General features: G+C 41.7%; 20 protein-coding genes. 12 read left to right on the top strand and 8 right to left on the bottom strand.

All coding sequences use genetic code 11. The annotated features are described in order from the left end of the window. The first annotated feature begins 542 nt into the window (after positions 1–542). From A1QC_RS15790 to A1QC_RS00690, 8 genes are all read left to right on the top strand, one after another. Entirely contained in the window at positions 543–851 is a 309-nt protein-coding gene (locus A1QC_RS15790) for a DUF4870 domain-containing protein (RefSeq protein ID WP_084021833.1), read from the top strand. Positions 852–1,279: 428 nt separating this feature from the next. Further along, entirely contained in the window at positions 1,280–1,858 is a 579-nt protein-coding gene (locus A1QC_RS00720) for a DedA family protein (protein WP_017025352.1), read from the top strand. A 1-nt stretch (position 1,859) separates the two neighbouring features. Further along, a complete protein-coding gene (locus tag A1QC_RS00715) occupies positions 1,860–3,002 on the top strand; it encodes a hypothetical protein (protein ID WP_017025351.1) in 1,143 nt (380 codons plus the stop codon). An 89-nt stretch (positions 3,003–3,091) separates the two neighbouring features. Continuing rightward, the gene (locus A1QC_RS00710) at positions 3,092–3,655 is read left to right on the top strand and encodes a DinB family protein (RefSeq protein WP_017025350.1); all 564 of its coding nucleotides are present in this window, start codon (positions 3,092–3,094) and stop codon (positions 3,653–3,655) included. Beyond that, positions 3,655–4,392, top strand: a complete 738-nt coding sequence (locus A1QC_RS00705) for an NRDE family protein (RefSeq protein WP_017025349.1) — start codon at positions 3,655–3,657, stop codon at positions 4,390–4,392. Before A1QC_RS00710 ends, A1QC_RS00705 begins: the two co-directional genes overlap by 1 nt. Positions 4,393–4,423: 31 nt before the next feature. After that, positions 4,424–4,888, top strand: coding sequence for a YHS domain-containing (seleno)protein (locus A1QC_RS00700; protein ID WP_017025348.1), 465 nt, complete (start codon positions 4,424–4,426; stop codon positions 4,886–4,888). 32 nt (positions 4,889–4,920) lie between these two features. Continuing rightward, positions 4,921–5,457, top strand: coding sequence for a hypothetical protein (locus tag A1QC_RS00695; protein ID WP_017025347.1), 537 nt, complete (start codon positions 4,921–4,923; stop codon positions 5,455–5,457). Positions 5,458–5,492: 35 nt separating this feature from the next. Continuing rightward, positions 5,493–7,232, top strand: a complete 1,740-nt coding sequence (locus A1QC_RS00690; protein ID WP_017025346.1) for a lysophospholipid acyltransferase family protein — start codon at positions 5,493–5,495, stop codon at positions 7,230–7,232. A gap of 483 nt (positions 7,233–7,715) precedes the next feature. Here A1QC_RS00690 and A1QC_RS15485 read toward each other — a convergent pair whose 3' ends face one another. The 4 genes from A1QC_RS15485 to ftnA form a co-directional block, all read right to left on the bottom strand. After that, complete coding sequence (locus A1QC_RS15485; protein WP_017025343.1) at positions 7,716–7,868, bottom strand: hypothetical protein; 153 nt, start codon at positions 7,866–7,868, stop codon at positions 7,716–7,718. A gap of 77 nt (positions 7,869–7,945) precedes the next feature. Then, complete coding sequence (locus A1QC_RS00680; protein WP_017025342.1) at positions 7,946–9,172, bottom strand: NAD(P)/FAD-dependent oxidoreductase; 1,227 nt, start codon at positions 9,170–9,172, stop codon at positions 7,946–7,948. A 172-nt stretch (positions 9,173–9,344) separates the two neighbouring features. Beyond that, the gene (gene uspB, locus A1QC_RS00675; RefSeq protein ID WP_017025341.1) at positions 9,345–9,668 is read right to left on the bottom strand and encodes a universal stress protein UspB; all 324 of its coding nucleotides are present in this window, start codon (positions 9,666–9,668) and stop codon (positions 9,345–9,347) included. Between the two features lie 71 nt (positions 9,669–9,739). Next, a complete protein-coding gene (ftnA, locus tag A1QC_RS00670) occupies positions 9,740–10,270 on the bottom strand; it encodes a non-heme ferritin (protein WP_017025340.1) in 531 nt (176 codons plus the stop codon). A 249-nt stretch (positions 10,271–10,519) separates the two neighbouring features. Here ftnA and A1QC_RS00665 point away from each other — a divergent pair, with 249 nt between their 5' ends. Both A1QC_RS00665 and A1QC_RS00660 read left to right on the top strand, forming a co-directional pair. Further along, on the top strand, positions 10,520–10,945 hold the full coding sequence (locus tag A1QC_RS00665; protein WP_017025339.1) for a universal stress protein: 426 nt from the start codon (positions 10,520–10,522) through the stop codon (positions 10,943–10,945). A 71-nt stretch (positions 10,946–11,016) separates the two neighbouring features. After that, positions 11,017–11,892 (top strand): carboxylate/amino acid/amine transporter, encoded by an 876-nt coding sequence (locus A1QC_RS00660; RefSeq protein WP_017025338.1) that lies wholly within the window; start codon positions 11,017–11,019, stop codon positions 11,890–11,892. 144 nt (positions 11,893–12,036) lie between these two features. Here A1QC_RS00660 and A1QC_RS00655 read toward each other — a convergent pair whose 3' ends face one another. From A1QC_RS00655 to A1QC_RS00640, 4 genes are all read right to left on the bottom strand, one after another. Continuing rightward, positions 12,037–12,795, bottom strand: a complete 759-nt coding sequence (locus A1QC_RS00655) for a hypothetical protein (protein ID WP_026025851.1) — start codon at positions 12,793–12,795, stop codon at positions 12,037–12,039. A gap of 234 nt (positions 12,796–13,029) precedes the next feature. Further along, positions 13,030–13,548, bottom strand: a complete 519-nt coding sequence (locus A1QC_RS00650) for an ATP-dependent zinc protease family protein (protein ID WP_158006020.1) — start codon at positions 13,546–13,548, stop codon at positions 13,030–13,032. A gap of 35 nt (positions 13,549–13,583) precedes the next feature. Beyond that, positions 13,584–14,366, bottom strand: a complete 783-nt coding sequence (locus A1QC_RS00645) for a class I SAM-dependent methyltransferase (RefSeq protein WP_017025335.1) — start codon at positions 14,364–14,366, stop codon at positions 13,584–13,586. A gap of 57 nt (positions 14,367–14,423) precedes the next feature. Further along, the gene (locus A1QC_RS00640) at positions 14,424–17,582 is read right to left on the bottom strand and encodes an EAL domain-containing protein (RefSeq protein WP_017025334.1); all 3,159 of its coding nucleotides are present in this window, start codon (positions 17,580–17,582) and stop codon (positions 14,424–14,426) included. 217 nt (positions 17,583–17,799) lie between these two features. Here A1QC_RS00640 and asnC point away from each other — a divergent pair, with 217 nt between their 5' ends. Both asnC and A1QC_RS00630 read left to right on the top strand, forming a co-directional pair. Next, positions 17,800–18,264, top strand: a complete 465-nt coding sequence (asnC, locus tag A1QC_RS00635; RefSeq protein ID WP_017025333.1) for a transcriptional regulator AsnC — start codon at positions 17,800–17,802, stop codon at positions 18,262–18,264. Between the two features lie 140 nt (positions 18,265–18,404). Next, a complete protein-coding gene (locus A1QC_RS00630; RefSeq protein WP_017025332.1) occupies positions 18,405–20,294 on the top strand; it encodes a PhoX family protein in 1,890 nt (629 codons plus the stop codon). Positions 20,295–20,314 lie beyond the last annotated feature (20 nt).

Raw genomic sequence — 20,314 nt, 5'->3', positions numbered from 1 at the left:
TACTGACTATATCTATGTAGCCACCAATAAAGAATTAGGAAATACGGTTGCACTGTTTAATTCTTCACAGGAAAAATTTAAAAAGTCCAAGAGTTTGACGCCGGTAGATTAGGCACTGGGGATCTTGAAATTCCCGCTTTAAAAAAAGACAGCACTCACCCGCTGGCAAACGGTGATGACCCGCTTATTTCCGCTTATGGCGTAACATTAACTCAAGATAAGAATTACTTATTGGTCGTGAATGCTGGAGACGCCAGCATTAGCTTAATGAAAGTTGCCAGTGATGGATCATTAAATTCTCCAATGCCAATGGCCAACTTACAAAAGAATCTACGGTCGATGGGCTTCCTCTTTTAGGTACTTATGGGCTAGAAATCATCAGCAAGTAAATCCTTCCTATCATCCTTCCCATCAAAGCCAAACCAACCTCGTTTTTTTGGCTTTATTTCTCCTGACTAACCAATGTCTAAAATTTTCTCTGAAACTGCATTTGACGTGACTTGGGTATACACTAATTCAAGTGGTTAGAAAAAGGGCAATGTATGAATCGAGGAAACTCCAACGTTGTGGCCATGATTATGTGGGGACTAAGCATATTCTTTAGCATTTTATCTGGGTTGCTATTCTTTCTCTTACGCCGCCATGATCCTTATGTACACGCGCAAGCAAAGGAATCATTAAACTGGGGGATCACGTTATTTTTGGTAGTGTTGTTGATTTCATTTTTTGAGATAAGAATATTATTTACTCTGCTTGGTGCCGTTCACCTTTGTTTTTGCTTGTTAGGTGTTGTGTCATCACTTCAAGGCAAACCTTATCAAGTCCCTATTTCTTTGAGGTTCATTAAGTAACCATATACCCAAGTTACTTGGGTATATGGCTACTTATTAGCTAACTAATGACACCTTATTTACCTCAATATGTATACCAAGGCAATTAAAGCTAGGTGAATGATTATCCAGACCATTTTTAATGAAATTTAATAAATAAATCACCTTGTTTAATTTTGTCCTTTCCTACAAAACACCTACCATACTATATAAACCTGATGATGCATTTTTACCTCAATCACCATAGATAAAATGGAGAAAGTATCAATTTAGCGTCCATTTTTCATTGATGAGAAATATCACTTACACATGAATTATTTATCGTGTTTATCATCGGTCTATTTTCGGATTTTTCTGACGAAGATTTCACCGACAATGAAATTTAATTCCGTTAGCATAGTTCTATATCCAGTGTTAACGGTGAGTTTAGCTTACGAGTAGCCATCTTTATGGACGAATATTTTACATTGTTACAAGAGAATATCTGGGTAGCCTTTATTGGCATCGTGCTGTTGTCTTATCTTTTAGAGGATTTGGCTATCATTACTGCAGCTGTATTAGCAAGTAATGGTTCGGTATCTCCATTTGTTGCGCTATTGGCCATTTTTGTAGGGATTGCCAGTGGTGATGCCCTACTTTATGGGTTGGGTTTATGGGCTCGTCGTTGGCGAGGATTACGTTATCGTTTGCTAACTATGCGTTACTTACGAGAAGCGAAACGTCGCTTAACGTCCCATGCAGTGGTGAATATTTTCATCATTCGATTTATACCTGGGTTGCGCAGTGTGAGCTTTACTTTATGTGGTTACTTTCGCATTCCTTTTTCCCAGTTTTTCTTAGCGGTGTTATTGGCAACGGCTGCTTGGACATTAATTGTTTTCGGTATTATTTACCAACTAGGTAACGCGGATTGGTTACAAGACCAGACATGGAAATGGCTATTAGGCCCTCTGGCATTATTAATTTTATGGGGCTTTAATCGCTGCGCAAGCCACTCATTGCGGCCTCTTTCGAAAGGTGGATTATAATATGTACTCTAATGCAGAAAAATGCACCGCTCCATTTGAAGTGCAACCAATTAAACCCAATGATGGCATGCCTAAAATGGACATCAGTGGTAAAGCTGTGTCTCGATTTGAATTTTGGCCAACGTGGTTTTTCTACACACCAGTGGTCTTGCAAAGTATTTGGCATGGCATTAAATATCGTGATTTTCGTCTGCCATTAGTTGCCAATCCATCGATTGAGCTCAGCGGTATGGTTGGCGAATCGAAAACCGATATTCTGGAATTGGCGGGGGATTATGCTAAAAATTGGATCCCAGGCTTCACCACCCTGACAAAAAATGAAGACCCAATCGACGATCAGTTGATCATTGCCAAACATCAAATGGCCAGTAATCAACTAAGCTACCCTATCGTTGCTAAGCCAGATCAAGGCTGTCGAGGCGTTGGGGTGCAACTTATCAAGTCCAATGAGGAATTGCGTGAATACATCACCGACTTCCCGATTGGTGCACGCTACATGTTACAAAAAAAATCACCGTATCAAGCTGAGGCTGGCGTATTTTATATTCGCTATCCTAACGAGAAGAAAGGCCAAGTTTTTTCAATCACTTTAAAGTATTCCCCAGTTGTTATAGGCACAGGTCAACATACGCTGCGCCAACTCATTGAAAATGATTCCCGTGCCTCTCAACTCGCCCACTTATATCTCCCTCGTCATCAAGAACGATTGGAGGATGTTATTGCAGAAGGCGAAAGCTTCCAACTGGCCTTTGCAGGTAGCCATAGTCGAGGCTGTATTTTCAAGAATGGCAATGCATTCATTACCGATCAATTGGCGGCGCGACTTGATACGATTTTTGATGATTATCCCGGCTATCACTTTGGACGCTTAGATGTGAAGTTCAAGGATATTGAGTCGCTGATGCAAGGCAAAAATTTCGATATTTTAGAAATGAATGGAGCAAGCAGCGAAGCGGGACACATTTGGGATAGTAATACCCCTCTGAAAGAGATTTTTTCCACATTGCTCTATCAATATCGCTGTTTATATCAGATCGGAGCATTGCAACGAGAAGCTGGCCATCGCGTGCCTACTTTTACGGAACTGTTTAGCGCATTAAAACGCGAAAAAGAACTCATTAAGCAATATCCGTCAACCGATTGAAACATAAGGCGAGTAACACTGAGCCTAATAAGGCTAATGAAAGTGCCCTCAACTTTATTGATTAATACAGAATATTAAGAAGGTATTGGATGTCTTTACAAACCTCGTCCATCAACATCGCTAAACCACACGGCATTGCTCACCCAATGCTAAAGGGAAATTTAGAAGGTATCGAGCAAGCCATCACCTTACTCGAGCGTTTGAATGATGAGCAATATATTTATGTGGCTAGCCCTTATGTGCAAAGCAGCATTGGCTCGCATCTTCGTCATATCATTGACATGTATTTTTCCTTGATGGGACACACCAAGCATCAAGATCTTGTCAATTACGACCAGCGCCGTCGTGGCGCACAAGTTGAAACTTGTCGAGAAACTGGTTTACAAGAGTTACAGCTAATCAAGACATGGCTACTATGCTTAAGCAAGGACGAACTTCAGGCTACGCTTACTATCCAAAGTGAAACCTCTATTTACCAACAACACGTTTGTGAAATAACGTCTAGCTTGCAAAGAGAGCTGTTATTTGTCTCTAGCCACACTACTCATCATTTTGCGGTAATGCGCGTTACGGCAGTGGTATGCAACATTGAAACTGATGGTATTTTTTCTTACGCCCCTGCAACCGCAAGCTACTTACGGAGTTTGGGTTAATGTGTACGGTAACGTGGCGCATCACATCTGGTGGATACCAAGTGTTGTTCAACCGAGATGAGCAACGCAGTCGCAGTATCGCATTGCCACCGAACGCATTTACTCAAGAAGGCTGCACAGCTTTCATGCCAATTGACCCGGATGGTCAAGGCAGTTGGATTGCTTGTAATACCGCAGGATTAAGCCTTTGCTTATTGAATTACTATCAAGGCAGCAAGCCTGCATCGGCAACACAAAGTCGTGGTCAACTGATTCGTCAACTTGCGCACTGTCAGTCTAAAGAAGACGTTCTCTCTCATTTAGAACACCTCAATTGGCAGCAGTTTCCACCGTTTACATTGGTGATCTTCGACCCTAAACAATTGACAACATCGGCCAAACCGCCTTCGATCATTTGGGATGGCATTACCGTTCAACACGTTGAGCAAACAAGCCCCATCACGTCCTCTTCTTACGAATTTGAATCGGTAAGTTCTGCCCGACAATCGCACTTTCAGCAACTAGGCAGCAACAAACCAAGCTTATTTCAGCTGTTAGCTTACCAAATGAGCCATGATCCCCAAAAAGGATCGCATTCAGTATGTATGCACCGCGATGATGCGCATACCGTCAGCTTAACCATCATTAATGTCGAAGAAGGTACCGTGAGTATGGACTATCACCAAGGTTCACCTTGTTTATCTAACATGATGACCACCATTTCACAGTCAAGAAAATCGATTCCCAAGATCACTTAAATCGGACAATAAATATCATGGAGATACACCAATGAAGCATTACTGGAAATACCTCACATTAACCTTGTTGCTTGCCACTCAGGCTTTATTTAGTACCCAAGCACTGGCGGCAAGTGATCCAATTTATACCGGTTACTTTAGCAGTAAAGCACTCGAAGGTTACGACTCCGTTGCGTACTTCACCGAAGGTAAGCCAGTAAAAGGGAACAAGGCTTTTAAAACCACTTACCAAGGTGCCGACTGGTTATTTTCCAGCCAAGAACACTTAGACCTATTTACTGGTGATCCGGAAAAATATGCGCCTCAATACGGTGGGTATTGTGCTTGGGCGCTGGGTTCTGAAAAACAACTTGCCCCTGGCGATCCACTACAATGGACTGTCTATAACGGTAAGCTTTACGTCAATTACGACAAAAGCGTAAAAGAAAAATGGTTACCAAATAAAGATACCTTTATAAAAAGTGCAGATGCTCAATGGCCTGCCATTCTTAAATAAAATTTGTATCCGAGTGACTTCAAGGAAAATACATGAAAACTTACTTCAATCTTAAAAATGTTTTATCGGTGGTTATCGCCTTTATTTTTATTCAGTCGATGTTTTTTAAATTTGCTGGAGCACCGGAAACGGTTTACATCTTTACCACGCTTGGTAACTGGGTTGGTCTGCCTTGGTTTGGTCAGTATGGTGGCTACATGGTGGGTTGCGCTGAGCTTATCGCCAGTATATTGCTGTTTACTCGCTGGCATGGCTTTGGCGCATTAATGTCATTAGGGATTATTTCTGGCGCAATCGTCTTCCACTTATTCACCCCACTTGGCATTCCAATGCCAACTTATGGTGAGTCGTTGCTAGTAGGCAGCGATGCGGCAATACAGGCATTAGCCGCCAGCGCCAGTGATTTAAAATACAACATTATTATTGGTGACCAACTCTATATTCCAATTGAATTTGACAGTGGCACACTCTTTATTATGGCTTGCGTCGTGTGGCTAAGCGCATTTGTTCTGACTGTAAGACAATTGAAAGATCCACAGAGTACATTGAGAAAAGTATTGAATCGATAAGATTCAAAATACCGATACCTTAGGAGGATCTTGATATGGAAAGCAGCCCTTTTCGTTTGCCCAAAGTGACCCCCTTCCGTGTGCTTGAACGCGCGGCGGAAAGAGTGACAGGTCTTCATACCTTGGATAATTATTACCAACAATTACCCAAGAATTTAGACAGCAAAGCCTTTTTGCGTCGCACATTAGAAACCCTTAACATTCACTACAATGTGTCGTCTGGTCATTTTAGTGGTATTCCGGCAACAGGACCTTTAGTGGTGGTGGCTAACCATCCATTAGGGGCAGTAGAAGGCGTTATTTTGGCCGAAATTCTGTTGCAGGTTCGCCCAGATGTCAAAGTCCTCGCCAATCAATTTCTCAAAAGGTTACCAGAACTGGCACCGCTGTTTATCAGCGTCGATGTATTTGAAGGTAAAGGCGCGGTTAGCGCTAATATGAAGGCGCTACGCCAAGGGCTACAGCACTTACAAAATGATGGCGTATTACTGGTTTTTCCAGCAGGGGAAGTCTCCACATTCGATAAAAAAGGCCAACTCAACGACAAGCCTTGGAGCCGTTCCGTTGCCAAACTCATTAAACGCAGTAACGCGAATGCATTAGCCATGCATATCAATGGTCACAACAGTAAACCTTTCTATTGGGCAGGCATGGTTCACCCTTATTTGCGCACCGCAATGTTAGGCCGTGAAATGCTCAATAAAGGTAAGCAAGTGATCGATATTGCTATCGGTGAGGTTATTGAAAATAAAGAACTTGATTCATTGAGTAGTGAGCAAAAAATCGTCGATTACTTACGCTTAAATACCTATTTGCTGGCCCCTCGCGCCGAGTATCAACCTCAACCATTGGCGAGTCAAGCACCAATGATTGCGCCAGTGCAACAGAGCCTCTTGATTGATGAGATCACTTCATTACCAAGCGAGGCACACCTGCTTAACTTTAAAAACTTTGATGTCTATTGCACTCAAGCTGCGCGAATTCCCCACTTATTGCAAGAAATTGGTCGAGTGCGTGAAGCCAACTTCCGCTTGGTCAATGAAGGTACAGGTAAAGCCTGTGATATCGATGAATTTGATGATTACTATCAACATTTATTCATTTGGGATAACGAAGCTCAACGCTTAGTCGGCGCTTATCGCTTAGGGTTAAGCGACCAAATTATGCCTGAAAAAGGGGTGAAAGGATTATATTCACGCACCCTATTTCGTTACGACAAAAAGCTTATTGGCCAATTTGGTCATGCGATTGAAATGGGGCGTTCAGTGATCGATCTACCTTATCAGCGCAGCCTCACTGCCTTGCTTTTATTGTGGAAAGGGATCGCGACCTACGCTTATCGTAATCCACATTACACCCACTTGTTCGGCCCGGTTAGCATTAGCAGCGAATACAGCCCAACCGCCCGGGAGTTAATGGTTTCAACACTAGAAATGCACCACTTTGACAAAGACAGTGCCAGCCTCGTCAAAGCGACCAACCCACTCAAGAAAAGCCAAAAGAACTTCTGGCGCGCAGACATGCTTTCTTCACTGGCCGATATCCAACTGCTGTCTAAAGTATTAACTCGCTTAGGGCAAAAAAGCATTCCGGTGCTGTTAAAGCAATATCTTAACCTTAACGGCAAGTTGATCAGCTTTAATGTCGATAAAGACTTTAATGATGCGCTTGATGGGTTAATCGTCGTGGATTTACGTAAAGTCCCTGCCCGCACCTTAGCTAAGTACATGGGCAAAGAAGAAAGCCAAGAATATTTGGAAAGGCATAAAGCGTAACTTAAGCACTTCGTTTATCGTAACTCATTTTTCTAAAAAACAAGGCCGAAAGCAGTGGATATCTCTCGGCCTTGCTACTGTTTTACAAAAATACTAGTCGAATAACGAGAAGCTCTACAGTCCAAACACCCATGCCGCTAACGTATAGCTAAGCGCGGTAATGATAAAAATACCCATAATATTCAACATAAAACCAGCTCGAATCATCTCTTTAATTTTAAGCTGACCAGAGGCGAACACGATACTGTTATTTATAAAGAAATGAAAAGAATCAAACTCCAAAGATTAAAAATAAATCTTCCGCAGGGATCCCAACTTTTCGAGCTTTAAAAATCACATCGTCTGGAAGTGTAAATCCACCCGTACTGACTAATTTTAGGGAATAAAGAAGCCCAGGGTTTGATTCAAAAATACGAATAAATGAGAGGAATAAACGAGGACTCAACACGATGGTCGTGGGTTGATGTATTCGAATATTTAATGTTAAAGCGAACAACGCTGACAGGCTAATTGCTCTTTTTCAGCTACATACCACAACAATTTAAATGGCTTTATTGCTGTTTGTTTTGGAGAAGTAATATGTTCAGATGTCCAAACCGGTAGCGCACCAATAAACTCAGTATTAAATATCGCCATTTAACTGCTATCAATTAGCGTGTATGTAAGCCGTAAGACCTTTGATTTAATCAGCTAACTTTATTGTACACACAAAACTACACCCACTGCCCCGCAACAAAGCCACTGCTCCAAGCCCATTGAAAATTATAGCCTCCGAGCCAGCCGCTGACATCCATCACTTCACCAATAAAATACAATCCTTCAATATTTTTGCATTGCATGGTTTTAGACGATAAATAATCCGTATCGACACCGCCCAAAGTGACTTCCGCAGTACGATACCCTTCCGTGCCATTCGGCAACACTTGCCAGTGTTGCAGTTGATGGTCAATTGCATCTAATTCTTTCGCGTTAAATTGCTTTAAGGGCTTATCCACCAGCATTTTTCGATCGATTAACACTTCCACTAATCGCTTCGGCAATACTTTCGCTAAGGTGTTTTTTAAACTTTGGTTAGGGTGCTTTTCCCGAGATTGAGTCAGAAGATCTAGCACATCAATTTCTGGTATTAAATTCACCGTCACAGTTTGCCCTGCTTTCCAAAAAGAAGAGACTTGCAATACAGAAGGGCCTGACAAGCCTCGATGGGTAAACAACAACGCTTCTTTAAACACAGTGCCATCTTGAGCGGTAATTTCCGCAGGAATAGCGATACCAGACAGTTCAGCAAAATCTTCTTTGTCTTCTTTATGCAAAGTGAACGGCACTAATCCAGCCGTGGTATTGATAACAGGTAAGCCAAATTGCTCTGCCACCTTGTAGCCAAATGGTGTTGCGCCCAGTTTTGGCATAGAAAGCCCACCAGTGGCAATCACCAATGAATCACAAGTAATTTCGCCCGTGTGCTCTTTAGTGGCGGAAATAGAATGAAATGAAAAGCCAGTATCTGTTTTGTTGATGTCCTGAACATCACAACGATACCACTGAGATACATTGGGTAAATCACATTCACTGAGTAGCATTTCAACGATTTTCTTTGCTGGGTTTTTATCCGCTTCATCAGCCGATAAACAAAATAGCTGGCCATGATCGCGTTCTTCAAAATCAATACCGTATTTCGAGACCAAACTAATAAAATCCCAGTTGGTATATTGTGAAAGTGCCGATTTCACAAAATGCGGATTTTGGCATAAGAAGTTATTCGCACTTACATCATAGTTGGTAAAGTTACAACGACCACCACCAGAGATTAAAATTTTACGCCCTGGCTTTTTAGCATGCTCGATGACTAGCGTTTTACGACCGCGCTTGCCTGCTTCTGCCGCACACATTAAACCTGCGGCACCAGCACCGATGATCACAACATCAAAATGACTACTCATAACTACTCTTTAATTAATAACGAAAAACCGTCTGTACGACTATGCCCATACCAAACACCTATACCCAAGCAACTTCAAGTTGCCGTGTTCAACAAGAATAAAAAAGGACGCGCGATTTTAACGCACATCCTTTAAATGTCACTCTTTTCACATCAGCCACGTTTCACAAGATTCATATCATAATGGCTAACAGTAATGTCACAAAAGTTAGACCAGAACTTAAAACAAATAACTCTCGTACTTTACTGCATTTATTAATAAACACATCTTCATGGTGATGGAGGTATTCTTTATCTTTCAGGTAATGATAGAGACGAACTTGCTTTGCAACATTACCATGTGTACGGAAGAAACCTCTGCCATCCACTTGTTGATACAACAAAGGATGCGCCTCTCGCATGATAAAAATAAGCGACCGGAGTGCGGTAAAATAACGCACTAAATTGATAACGGTAACGAATGTTAAAGCCGTTAATAACGTATCTGCACTGATCATCCTTCCCTCCAAAACACCGCTGAGTGCGACAGGAGAAAAAGACGATCACAAATGGATGCTTTTGCTTCGACTTATACTGGAGCCGAACCTGCCATCACCGAAGATGTACCTTGTTTTGCTAACTCAGCTAGATCCTTATCAATGAAGAATAGTGCTTTACCGTCTTCACCAACTAACTCTAACTTGTCGAGAATGCCTTTAAACAGCTTTTCTTCTTCATGTTGCTCTGCGACATACCACTGCAAGAAATTAAAGGTTGAGTAGTCTTGGCAAGTAAACGCCAAGTGCGCCAATTTGTTGATGCACTGGGTGATCATTTGCTCATGCTCATAAGTTTCACGGAACACATCACCTAAGCTATCAAACTCATGTTTAGGCGCATCAATAGCACCTAAGATCGGCAGCCCACCAGTTTCACTCACATAAGTGAAAAGGCGTTGCATATGCTCCATTTCTTCTACAGCATGCTTACGCAAAAATTCAGCGGCCCCTTCAAAGCCTTTGTCTTCACACCAAGCACTCATTTGTAAGTATAGATTGGATGAGAAAAATTCCAGATTTATTTGCTCATTCAATTGCTCGATCATTGGTTTGGAAAGCATGATGGACTCCTTGGAAATACATTAATTAATCAATATAGGCTGACTATAACACGCTCACCCCTATATTTGGGCTGAAATAGGCAAAAGTTTGTTTCATTATTGAAAGCTAACTTTCAGCACAAACACTATGATACTGGGAGATAACCAACACTTTTTCAACTATGGTAATGGTAGGCTCGCAATCAATAATCTAGTAATAAATAAACTTAAAACTGTCGTCGGAAAATAAATTCCTTTGGAGAAAAGACTATGACTTATAAACATATTTTAGTGGCGGTTGACTTGTCGGAAGACAGTACAATACTCATCAAGAAAGCCAGTAAGCTCGCCCAAGCCTGCAACGCTCAATTATCTTTGATTCATATTGATGTAAACTTCACGGACATGTACACAGGCTTTATGGAAATTAATTTTGCAGAAACCCAAAATGCCATGTTGGAATCGGCTCAGAAAAAAATTAAAACCTTAGTCGAAGAAATCGATTTCCCGATTACTGAAACCATCGTTTCAAGCGGTGATTTATGTAATGAGATCTCTCATTCAATTGAAACGTTACATGTTGATCTGGTTATTTGTGGTCATCACAAAGATTTTTGGAGCAAGCTATTGTCCACCTCAAGACAACTGATTAACAATGCGGCCGTCGATATGCTGATCGTACCTTTAGAAGATTGATAGCCAAAGCGGCCACGATTTAGGTAGACTGCGCATCCGACTCACTTTGTTTCACCACACACGGATGCGTTATGTTCTATCTTTCAGCAGTTACCCTTTTATGGGCCTTTTCTTTTAGCTTAATTGGTGTATATCTTGCCGGCCAAGTCGATGCTTGGTTTTCGGTGTGGATAAGAGTCGCACTTGCCAGTCTTGTTTTTATTCCTTTCATTAAATTCAAAGGCATTCCAAAAGCGTTTATTGCTAAATTAATGGCGATAGGTGGTATTCAGCTTGGCTTAATGTATTGTTTTTATTACCAGTCATTCTTATTGCTGTCAGTACCAGAAGTGCTGTTATTTACCGTCTTCACGCCTATTTATGTCACGCTTATCTACGATCTCTTAAAAGGTCGATTTTCTCCTTGGTATTTAGTCACGGCTCTTACTGCGGTTGTGGGTGCTGCGATCATTAAATTTGCCGGTGTGAATGACAACTTTCTAACTGGCTTTCTCGTGGTACAAGGGGCGAACCTATGTTTTGCCATCGGACAAGTGGGTTATAAGTATTTAATGGAAAAGGAAGAGGTGGAACTGCCGCAACATTCTGTCTTTGGTTATTTCTATTTAGGGGCATTAGTGGTGGCGACCATTGCCTTTGCCCTATTAGGCAACGCCGACAAGCTGCCTACTACCGGTCTGCAATGGGGTATCTTGACCTACTTAGGTTTGATCGCTTCAGGTCTTGGCTATTTTATGTGGAATAAAGGCGCTTGCATGGCTAATGCTGGGGCGCTTGCCGTAATGAACAATGCGTTAGTGCCAGCCGGTTTAATCGTTAATATTGTGATTTGGAATCGCGATGTCGATTTACCTCGCTTACTGCTTGGCGGCGCGGTGATCATGTTGTCGCTGTGGGTCAACGAGACTTGGGTAAAGAAGAAAGCGATACACAAAGCGAATGCTTAAACCGCTTATATTTTTAGTAGCTTAGGTTTTTAGTAGCTTGAGTTTAAGTAGCTAGAGTTTTAAGTCGCTTGGCGTTACATCATCTTCCTGATAAAGAAAATGGGCGACCGGTTTAGGTCGCCCATTTTCATTTTATCATTAAGATTAATGCAGAGCTTTTACCTGATTGCGCTTATCAATTTGACCTACCGCTAGCTTCCCCATTTCAGCCTTACCTAACGCTTTGTTGGCTAGCGCAGTAAGAGGAAGCTGTAAGCGAGCAAGTTGTTGTTCGATTCTGGCATCTTGCTTGGCTAATTTTGCTTCTTGCTTATTCAATTTCAACTCACGCTTTAACACTTTATTGTGTTTTTTCGCGAGCTTTCTTTGCTTCTTAAGTAGCTTCTTCATCACTTTTTGCTGTTTCTTTTGCCCTTTGAGGCTTTTCTTAATCAGCTTTAATTGAGCTTTACTTAATAGCGGTAATAACGGGCTAATGTTGCTGACTTTAGTTTGCGGGACAGCGTCAGCGAGATCTGACGAATTGATCGAGGCAAGCGTGGCCGCAGCAGGCGGTGGAGAAACGACGTTAACACCCAGGTTGCTGACTGTGATTACACTGCTTTCTGCTATGTGTTGATGGGCTTGTTCTTGCTCCCTTTGTGCTTTTAACGCTTTCGCTTTAGCGACCACTTCAGCCACATTTTGAGCGATAGGAAGATTAGACACAGGTATGTCCATTTTATGTTTCATTGTCATTTTTTTACGAGAAGATGCCGCTAAAGAAACAGGCTTGCATAACACGTTCTTTTGATTCGAGGATCGAGCACACGATCCACAAAAGAACGTCGACTCCGAGACTAACTTATTGATATTGCTAGCCTTGATATCTCGACGAGAATATTTACAAAGAGATTTCGCCATCAACTGCACACCTTAAAGTGAAAATGACAATCTGCCTTTAATAATAATACGCATCAACGCAAAGACAAATAATAACAATTCTTATTTACTTATAGCGTTCAATGAGTGCGGATGCAAGTGAAAATTACTCGTATTGAGTCAATGTGAGAAGTTCAGTGTTGATGAAAAATGTTGACGCAAATAAAGAGAAAAGGCTCATCGTTAATGAGCCTTATTATTTGAGGATATGTCGCCTTACTTTTGAATGTATTGCTGCTCCACATCCACCACTGCAACATGAGTTAAGAATGAGCGGCCGAGTAAAATCGAATCCAGCATGTGGCTACGATCCACTAAATCAAAGTCGGTTGTATAGGTTTTTTGCCCAATTTGAATATCAAAAGAGACGATTGGTCTTTTTGATGCGGTTAAGGTCGAGGATTGTTTAATATGAACCCAACGTTTCACCGGCAACGTCACGACATCACTTTCTGCATCTTTGGTTTTAATTTTAAAATCGACCATATCTTTGCCATCTTTTTGATAGGTTTTAATATCAGCAGCATTGATTGAAGATGTTGTCGCACCGGTATCCACTCGAGCAATGGTTCTTTGTTTGCTCGAAACAACAGTAACCCATTCTTTCTGCCCTAAGACAATTTTACTGCCTAATTCGTCACAATTATTGGTCGCAGCAGCGGAGCCATCATCGGCGGCTATTGCGGCCATTGGCATCAACAAACTAAGTGAAAGTAACGCTGTTATGGTTTTCATCATTCAACCTCATTGTGGTGATATTTTTATATCCATTAATCGCTCATCGATGCTTTAACATAAACATCAAAACGATTCTTTTTGGTTTCAATTACCATACTCGGCTTTTGATTGTGTAACCAAGGTGCATAATCTGGGCGTTTTACGACCACACGTTTACTCGCTAACGCTAACGCGGGTTCCAGTAAATCATCGGCGTCATTATCCGCGCCAACTAATGATTGAAATACACGCATTTCTTTTTTCACTAATGCCGATTTCTTTTTGTTTTCAGGATGCGGGTACATAGGATCGAGATACACAACATCGGGCTGAATAAAATCATCTTGCGCCATTAATTGCTGCAATGCATCGTGGCTTGAAGCATGCAACAGGCTCATACGCTCGCTTACCCAATGACCAATTTCCGCATCTTGCTTGGCTCGGGCTAAGCCATCATCCAATAATGCAGCAACCACCGGATTGCGTTCGACCATTTGCACCTTGCACCCTAAAGAAGCCAATACAAAAGCATCTCGTCCAAGCCCGGCTGTGCCATCTAAAATCGTCGGCGTTGCCCCTTTATTGAGTCCTGCTGCTTTGGCAATCGCTTGACCTTTCCCACCACCAAATTTGCGACGATGCGCCACTGCGCCCCCCGCTAAATCGACGTAAATAGCCCCTAATTTAGGTTCATCTATTTTGCGCAGCTCTAAACGCTCACTCGTCAACACCAAAGCAAAGGCACTGTCTTCTTTATGAGTTAAATGCCAACGCTCGGCTATTTGTGTTAATTCAAATTGTCTTTGTGGATCGTCGCAACGTAAACTCAGCTGCACAGGTTACTCCTGAGAAAAAATAGGTCTAAAAGTTAAAATAATAAATATAGAGAGGGGCTACTTAATCTCGGATGAATGAGTGAGACGCTCAACTAATTCCGCTAATGGCGTTGGGGCGCAAATTAAATACCCTTGGGCATAATCGATACCAAGCTCTTTCAAACAAGACAGAATTTCTTCATTTTCCACAAACTCTGCCACGGTTTGCTTGCCCATCTGTTTGGCTAGATCATTAATGGATTTAACCAGAATATAATCCATTTCATCGGTGTGAATATCTCGAATGAAACAACCGTCAATCTTCACTATATCCAGCGGCAGCGTTTTTAAGTATCCAAAAGAAGATAATCCCGAGCCAAAATCATCTAAAGCAATCATACAACCTAGCTCTTTCAAGCGAGTGAAGAAATGCGTTGCTTCACGCATATTGCCCACGGCGGCAGTTTCGGTGATTTCAATGCAAATTTTATCCCGCGGCACTGTCGTGTTGAGTAATAGATCAATCAGAAATTCAATAAAATCTCGATCGCCCATTGACTGGCCAGATAGATTAATAGAACAACGACCTAATTTATCAATATTTTCAGTATGTTGCTCAAACCATTCCAACGTTTTTTTGAACACGACTCGGTCAATTAAATACGATAAGTTATAACGCTCAATTGCCGGCATGAAAATGCCTGGGGACATGAGCTTATTGTCTTGGTCACGCAACCTCACCAAAATTTCAAAGTGCATCTTGCCATTTGGGTTGTCACTAATATCTAAAATTTGTTGAGCGTATAAATCAATACGATCATGAGCAAGTGCGTCATACACTTGATTAACGCATTCCATTTCCATTTCACGGTGGCGGACATGCTCATCATCAATACGATATAAGTGCGAGCGATTTCGTCCTTCTTCTTTGGCTAAGTTACATGCCGTATCGGCTTGTGCATGAACCATTTGAGGTGATTTAGCGGTGTAATCAATCACTCGAATACCAATGGAACAATTGATGTTAAGGTGAATACCTCGCCAAGTAAATTGACCATTATTTAAGGTTTTTAAGATCATTTGAGCGAATGTGTCGATTTCAGCGTCATCACAATCTCGCAATAAGATTGCAAATTCATCGCCACCTATTCGTGCTAACACACTATTGGGAGGCATAAGCTTAGACAGGATATCACCACTATAAACTATCGCAGCATCGCCAGCTTCATGGCCAACGGTATCATTGATCAGCTTAAACTGATCAAGGTCAAGATAGTACATCACATGAGAGCGCAGATTACCTTTCACTTCTTGCAGCGCAACAATCAGTTCTTGCTCAAAGTGATTACGATTATACAATCCCGTTAACGTGTCATGATGCGCTTGATAATCTAACTTAGCGGCTAATAAATGCGACTCCGATATATCTTCGCCAACAATAAAAAGTTCTTTCGAATCTAATATCTGACGAATGTTTTCTCTAATCCATACAATGCGTTTATCTGAAGTGATGTATCGAACATCTCGTCGCCATACTAATGCATGCCCTTTCTGTGGTTTCAGCAGTACTTGACGAGCACTCAGCTCATTATTATCCGCATAAAACTCTTTGAGCTTATGGCCTAACATTTCTATGGCTTCATAACCAAGTAATTCACTGGTGAACTTATTGACTGATTGAATACTGTTATGCTTATCCAAAGTCACCATCATCATAGGTTGTAAATCGTAATAATTTCTAAAATTCGATTCACTCTCAATTAAACGACTTTCGGTGGATTTTCTCGCGGTAATATCTTTGGCTTCCAGCAAATATTGCTCACCATCCCCAATAAAGTCAGGTAATTGTTTTAACGTAATATCAAACACCGCAGGTCCAATATTGCTGTGATTCACTTCACCTTCAAAGCGTACTATCCCTTTCTGACGAACTTCGATAAAACCTTGTTCCATTTTTTTTCTGCCAGATTCTGCCCATCCAGAATAATCCCAAATAGGGTCTTCTCGATTAAATGAGGGGTCATAAACCAACTCTTGCAGCCGTTGATTACTCGATAAAAGTCGCCCTTCGGAATCCAAAATACCCATATTTTGATGGCTAACATCATAAATGGTTTCAAGCAAATACTGGCTCTGGCGTGATTGCTTTTCACTCAACCTCACTCGCTTTAAGTGCTTTAGCATAAAAAGAATGATGACGCCAAACACTCCGCTGTAAATAAAGAACATGACAATTTCATTTTTATGCCCGACCCACAAAGGCTTGGGTTCATTAAAAACAAACACACCAGGCGCTGGTTTCAAATTCCACTTTTGAACCATCCCGTGATCAATTTTTAATATGCTCGGTAATTCAATTGGCGTGGGTAGTTCTTGCTCGGGCTTTTGTAAATATTGAGCAACTAGCTCACCTAGCTCGCGCCCTTGGGTATACTTTAACTCATTTTCAGCGTCGGTATTTAAGTCAAAATCAATATAAACTGGTGCATTCGCTACTTTTAATAATGATTTCATCGACACGATGTCATTAACTTGACCGGCTTTATTTCTGAAATACGTCCAATAAAAAATCGCACTATTCGGGGGAAGGTTAGCAAGATCGTGTAATTCACTGCGCTCATCATCAGGGATTAAGCTCACAATTTTCGGCTGTCCAGCGCTCACTCCATCGTTATATCGTTTCAAGATAAGTTTATGGGTACTTTCTCGCGCTTGCACTCCGGTATTGGAATAATCCGTTACCACATAAATATACTTCACACTTGGCTGTGTTTGCTTAATCAACTCAATGGCTTTTTCTGCGGTAATCGGGCTATACACCCCAGTCATGTTCAAATGTTGATATTCATTTTCTTGGAAGCTATCAATGCCAGTATAAAAGATAGGCGTACGATCAATTTCAGGGCGTAAACGGTTCAGGAGTTCGAGAGCTCGATTGTCGCTCACAACAATCGCATCATAAGTTCGGTTTTTGAACACTGTTTTATAAAGGTGATATAGGCGATCTTTATACTCTAAAGATTGAAAATGTTTACTGTCTAGGTAATGAACATTAAGAGCGATATTTTTAGGTAACGTTTGATCAAGGCCATCTTGCAGTTCATCGGTCCAAGCAAACCCTTGGTGATAGGAGTGCAGAATTAACACGTTACTTTGTTGAGGTGCGTCATCAGCCCAGCTCACTAAAGAGCCAAAAGAAAATAGCATGAAGATAAAACAGCGAAGAATAAAATGCATTTAAGATAACTATTTTATGGGTAATGAAAACAAGGACATGATTATCCCTCTTAAAGTTTAAGCTATTGTGATGACATTAAAAATCACACCGATAGATAATAATGACTCATGTTGTCAGGGTTACCAACTATTTTGCATATTTTCTCTTTTTTCATGTCATTATATCGACAATAAACGTTATCTTTATTGGCAGACTTCAAATAACAGGAAAACAGCCATGCAGCCCTCAACCAACCGATTAGACGACTTAGACAAAGCCATTCTCAAAACGCTCATGGCCGACGCACGTACACCGTATGCCGAAATGGCCAAACAATTTGATGTCAGCCCTGCCACGATTCATGTACGTATTGAGAAAATGCGATCAGCCAACATCATTGAACGTACCGAAGTTGTGATTAACGAAAAAAAACTGGGCTACGATGTATGCTGTTTTATTGGTATTAACCTAAATGCTGCGCGCGATTATCACTCTGCAATCGAAAAACTCAACGCATTAGATGAAGTGGTTGAAGCCTATTACACTACCGGGGCTTATAATATTTTCGTCAAACTGATGTGTAAAAATATCGAAGAATTACAATATGTTCTGATTGATAAACTGCAAGCCATCGATGAAGTACAATCCACCGAAACTCTAATTTCACTGCAAAACCCGATTAACCGAAATGTGAACCCGTAAGCGTTAAACACGGTTAATTTAAAGCAGTCATTACAGCCATAGTGAATGACGCATTTACTTCAACAAACGATCACACTTTGTTCACACAACTCCCTTAGCCTTTTGGAACATTAAAACCAAACAGACTAAGGAAAGCAATCATGAGTCATGTTGAGCAAGATGATCATTCAAACAATTTAAACGCTGAGTCTTCCGATTTTTCACAAATCGTCGAAAAAGGCTTAAGCCGCCGCCGATTTTTACAAGCCAGTGCCGCCACCAGCACCATAGCTTTTTTTACTGCCTCACCATTAGCCAATGCCATGGCTCGTCCACCAAAAACGCAATCTTTGTTAGGCTTTGATCCGATTGCTGCCTCCACAGCAGACACAGTGATTGTGCCAAGAGGTTATCAAGCCCAATCATTCATTGCTTGGGGCGATGCGATTCACCCAAGTGCGGCTGCCTTTTCTCAAACCAATTCTTCCGCTGATCAAGAAAACCAATTTGGTGATAACAATGATGGCATGACGTTCTTATTACTCGACCGCAATCGCGCGGTATTGGCAGTCAACAATGAAAGCACCAGCTACAGCACTTTATTTGAAGATAGCGGTAACACCTTAACCGCCGAGAAAGTGCGTCGCTCTCAAGCGGCTGTTGGCGTCTCAATTGTTGAATTGCAACGCGCACATCGCGGAGATTGGCAAGTCAATGTCAATGGGCGTTTAAACCGCCGAATTACCGCTTACACTGAAATGGAATTGACTGGCCCAGCCGCCGGTGACGATAAACTTAAAACCCATGCGGATCCAAGTGGCACTCAAGTATTAGGTACATTCAACAACTGCGCCAATGGCTCAACCCCTTGGGGCACTTACTTAACCTGTGAAGAGAATTTCAACGGTTTCTTTGGCAGCCAAAACAAGATTGACGTACCAGATGAAGATGCACGTTATGGCATTAACTCAGGCGATGGTTGGTTTAACTGGCACCAGTTTGATGATCGCTTTGATATTGAAAAAGAACCCAATGAAAATCATCGCCATGGTTGGGTGGTCGAAATTGACCCAATGAATCCGCAATCTAAACCGAAAAAACGCACCGCACTAGGGCGATTCAAACATGAAAATGCCGCATTAACCATTAACAAAAATGGTCGTGTAGTGGTGTATTTAGGTGATGATGAACGTGGCGAGCACTTGTATAAATTTGTATCTAAAGGCAAATACAACGAACACAAACCAGAGAAAAACCGCGATTTATTGGATGAAGGTACTTTATACGTTGCCAAGTTCGATGCGAAAGACGGTGAGATGCATGGTGATGGTGAATGGATTGAACTGACTTTTGGTCAAAATGGTTTAACCCCAGAAAACGGGTTTAACAACCAAGCAGACGTATTGATCTTTGCTCGTCAAGCCGCCACTCAAGTTGGCGCAACAACAATGGATCGCCCTGAGTGGGTTGCGATCAATCCAAAATCAGACCAAGTATTTTGCACCCTGACCAATAATAAATATCGTGGCGTACGTGAAGGTCAAGAAATCAACGCTGCTAACCCACGAGAAAATAACATTTATGGTCATATCATCCGCTGGGAACCTAAAAATGGTAACCATGCTTCCAGTAAATTTTTCTGGGATATCTATGTGATGGCCGGCAACCCAGAGCTCTATTCTAACGATGATCCTCGCTCTGGCAGCACCAACATTACTGCGGACAATATGTTCAACAGCCCAGATGGTATTGGTTTTGATAACGCGGGTCGCTTGTGGATCCAAACCGATGGTAATTACTCAAACTCCGGTGATTTCGCCGGCATGGGTAACAACCAAATGTTGTGTGGCGATCCAAATACTGGTGAGATCAAACGCTTTTTAAGCGGACCGACTGGTTGTGAAATTACTGGCCTCACCTTTAGCCCAGACAACCGCACCTTGTTTGTTGGCATTCAACATCCAACCGGTGACTTCTCGGCAATTGATGGCATTCCACGATCCACAGTGATCAAAATTACCCGTGAAGATGGTGGCGTGATCGGCGCATAAACATCGAGCTTTAGCTCCCT

The sequence above is a fragment of the Vibrio rumoiensis 1S-45 genome (genome assembly GCF_000286955.2).
Classification (GTDB): domain Bacteria; phylum Pseudomonadota; class Gammaproteobacteria; order Enterobacterales; family Vibrionaceae; genus Vibrio; species Vibrio rumoiensis_A.
Note: the sequence above shows the minus strand (reverse complement) of the source record. Positions and strands in the feature narration are given on the sequence as shown.

Coding starts and splice junctions, on each gene's coding strand:
- A1QC_RS15790 (WP_084021833.1), top strand. CDS start 543: ATGAATCGAGGAAACTCCAACGTTGTGGCCATGATTATGTGGGGACTA.
- A1QC_RS00720 (WP_017025352.1), top strand. CDS start 1,280: ATGGACGAATATTTTACATTGTTACAAGAGAATATCTGGGTAGCCTTT.
- A1QC_RS00715 (WP_017025351.1), top strand. CDS start 1,860: ATGTACTCTAATGCAGAAAAATGCACCGCTCCATTTGAAGTGCAACCA.
- A1QC_RS00710 (WP_017025350.1), top strand. CDS start 3,092: ATGTCTTTACAAACCTCGTCCATCAACATCGCTAAACCACACGGCATT.
- A1QC_RS00705 (WP_017025349.1), top strand. CDS start 3,655: ATGTGTACGGTAACGTGGCGCATCACATCTGGTGGATACCAAGTGTTG.
- A1QC_RS00700 (WP_017025348.1), top strand. CDS start 4,424: ATGAAGCATTACTGGAAATACCTCACATTAACCTTGTTGCTTGCCACT.
- A1QC_RS00695 (WP_017025347.1), top strand. CDS start 4,921: ATGAAAACTTACTTCAATCTTAAAAATGTTTTATCGGTGGTTATCGCC.
- A1QC_RS00690 (WP_017025346.1), top strand. CDS start 5,493: ATGGAAAGCAGCCCTTTTCGTTTGCCCAAAGTGACCCCCTTCCGTGTG.
- A1QC_RS15485 (WP_017025343.1), bottom strand. CDS start 7,868: ATGGCGATATTTAATACTGAGTTTATTGGTGCGCTACCGGTTTGGACA.
- A1QC_RS00680 (WP_017025342.1), bottom strand. CDS start 9,172: ATGAGTAGTCATTTTGATGTTGTGATCATCGGTGCTGGTGCCGCAGGT.
- uspB (WP_017025341.1), bottom strand. CDS start 9,668: ATGATCAGTGCAGATACGTTATTAACGGCTTTAACATTCGTTACCGTT.
- ftnA (WP_017025340.1), bottom strand. CDS start 10,270: ATGCTTTCCAAACCAATGATCGAGCAATTGAATGAGCAAATAAATCTG.
- A1QC_RS00665 (WP_017025339.1), top strand. CDS start 10,520: ATGACTTATAAACATATTTTAGTGGCGGTTGACTTGTCGGAAGACAGT.
- A1QC_RS00660 (WP_017025338.1), top strand. CDS start 11,017: ATGTTCTATCTTTCAGCAGTTACCCTTTTATGGGCCTTTTCTTTTAGC.
- A1QC_RS00655 (WP_026025851.1), bottom strand. CDS start 12,795: ATGGCGAAATCTCTTTGTAAATATTCTCGTCGAGATATCAAGGCTAGC.
- A1QC_RS00650 (WP_158006020.1), bottom strand. CDS start 13,548: ATGAAAACCATAACAGCGTTACTTTCACTTAGTTTGTTGATGCCAATG.
- A1QC_RS00640 (WP_017025334.1), bottom strand. CDS start 17,582: ATGCATTTTATTCTTCGCTGTTTTATCTTCATGCTATTTTCTTTTGGC.
- asnC (WP_017025333.1), top strand. CDS start 17,800: ATGCAGCCCTCAACCAACCGATTAGACGACTTAGACAAAGCCATTCTC.
- A1QC_RS00630 (WP_017025332.1), top strand. CDS start 18,405: ATGAGTCATGTTGAGCAAGATGATCATTCAAACAATTTAAACGCTGAG.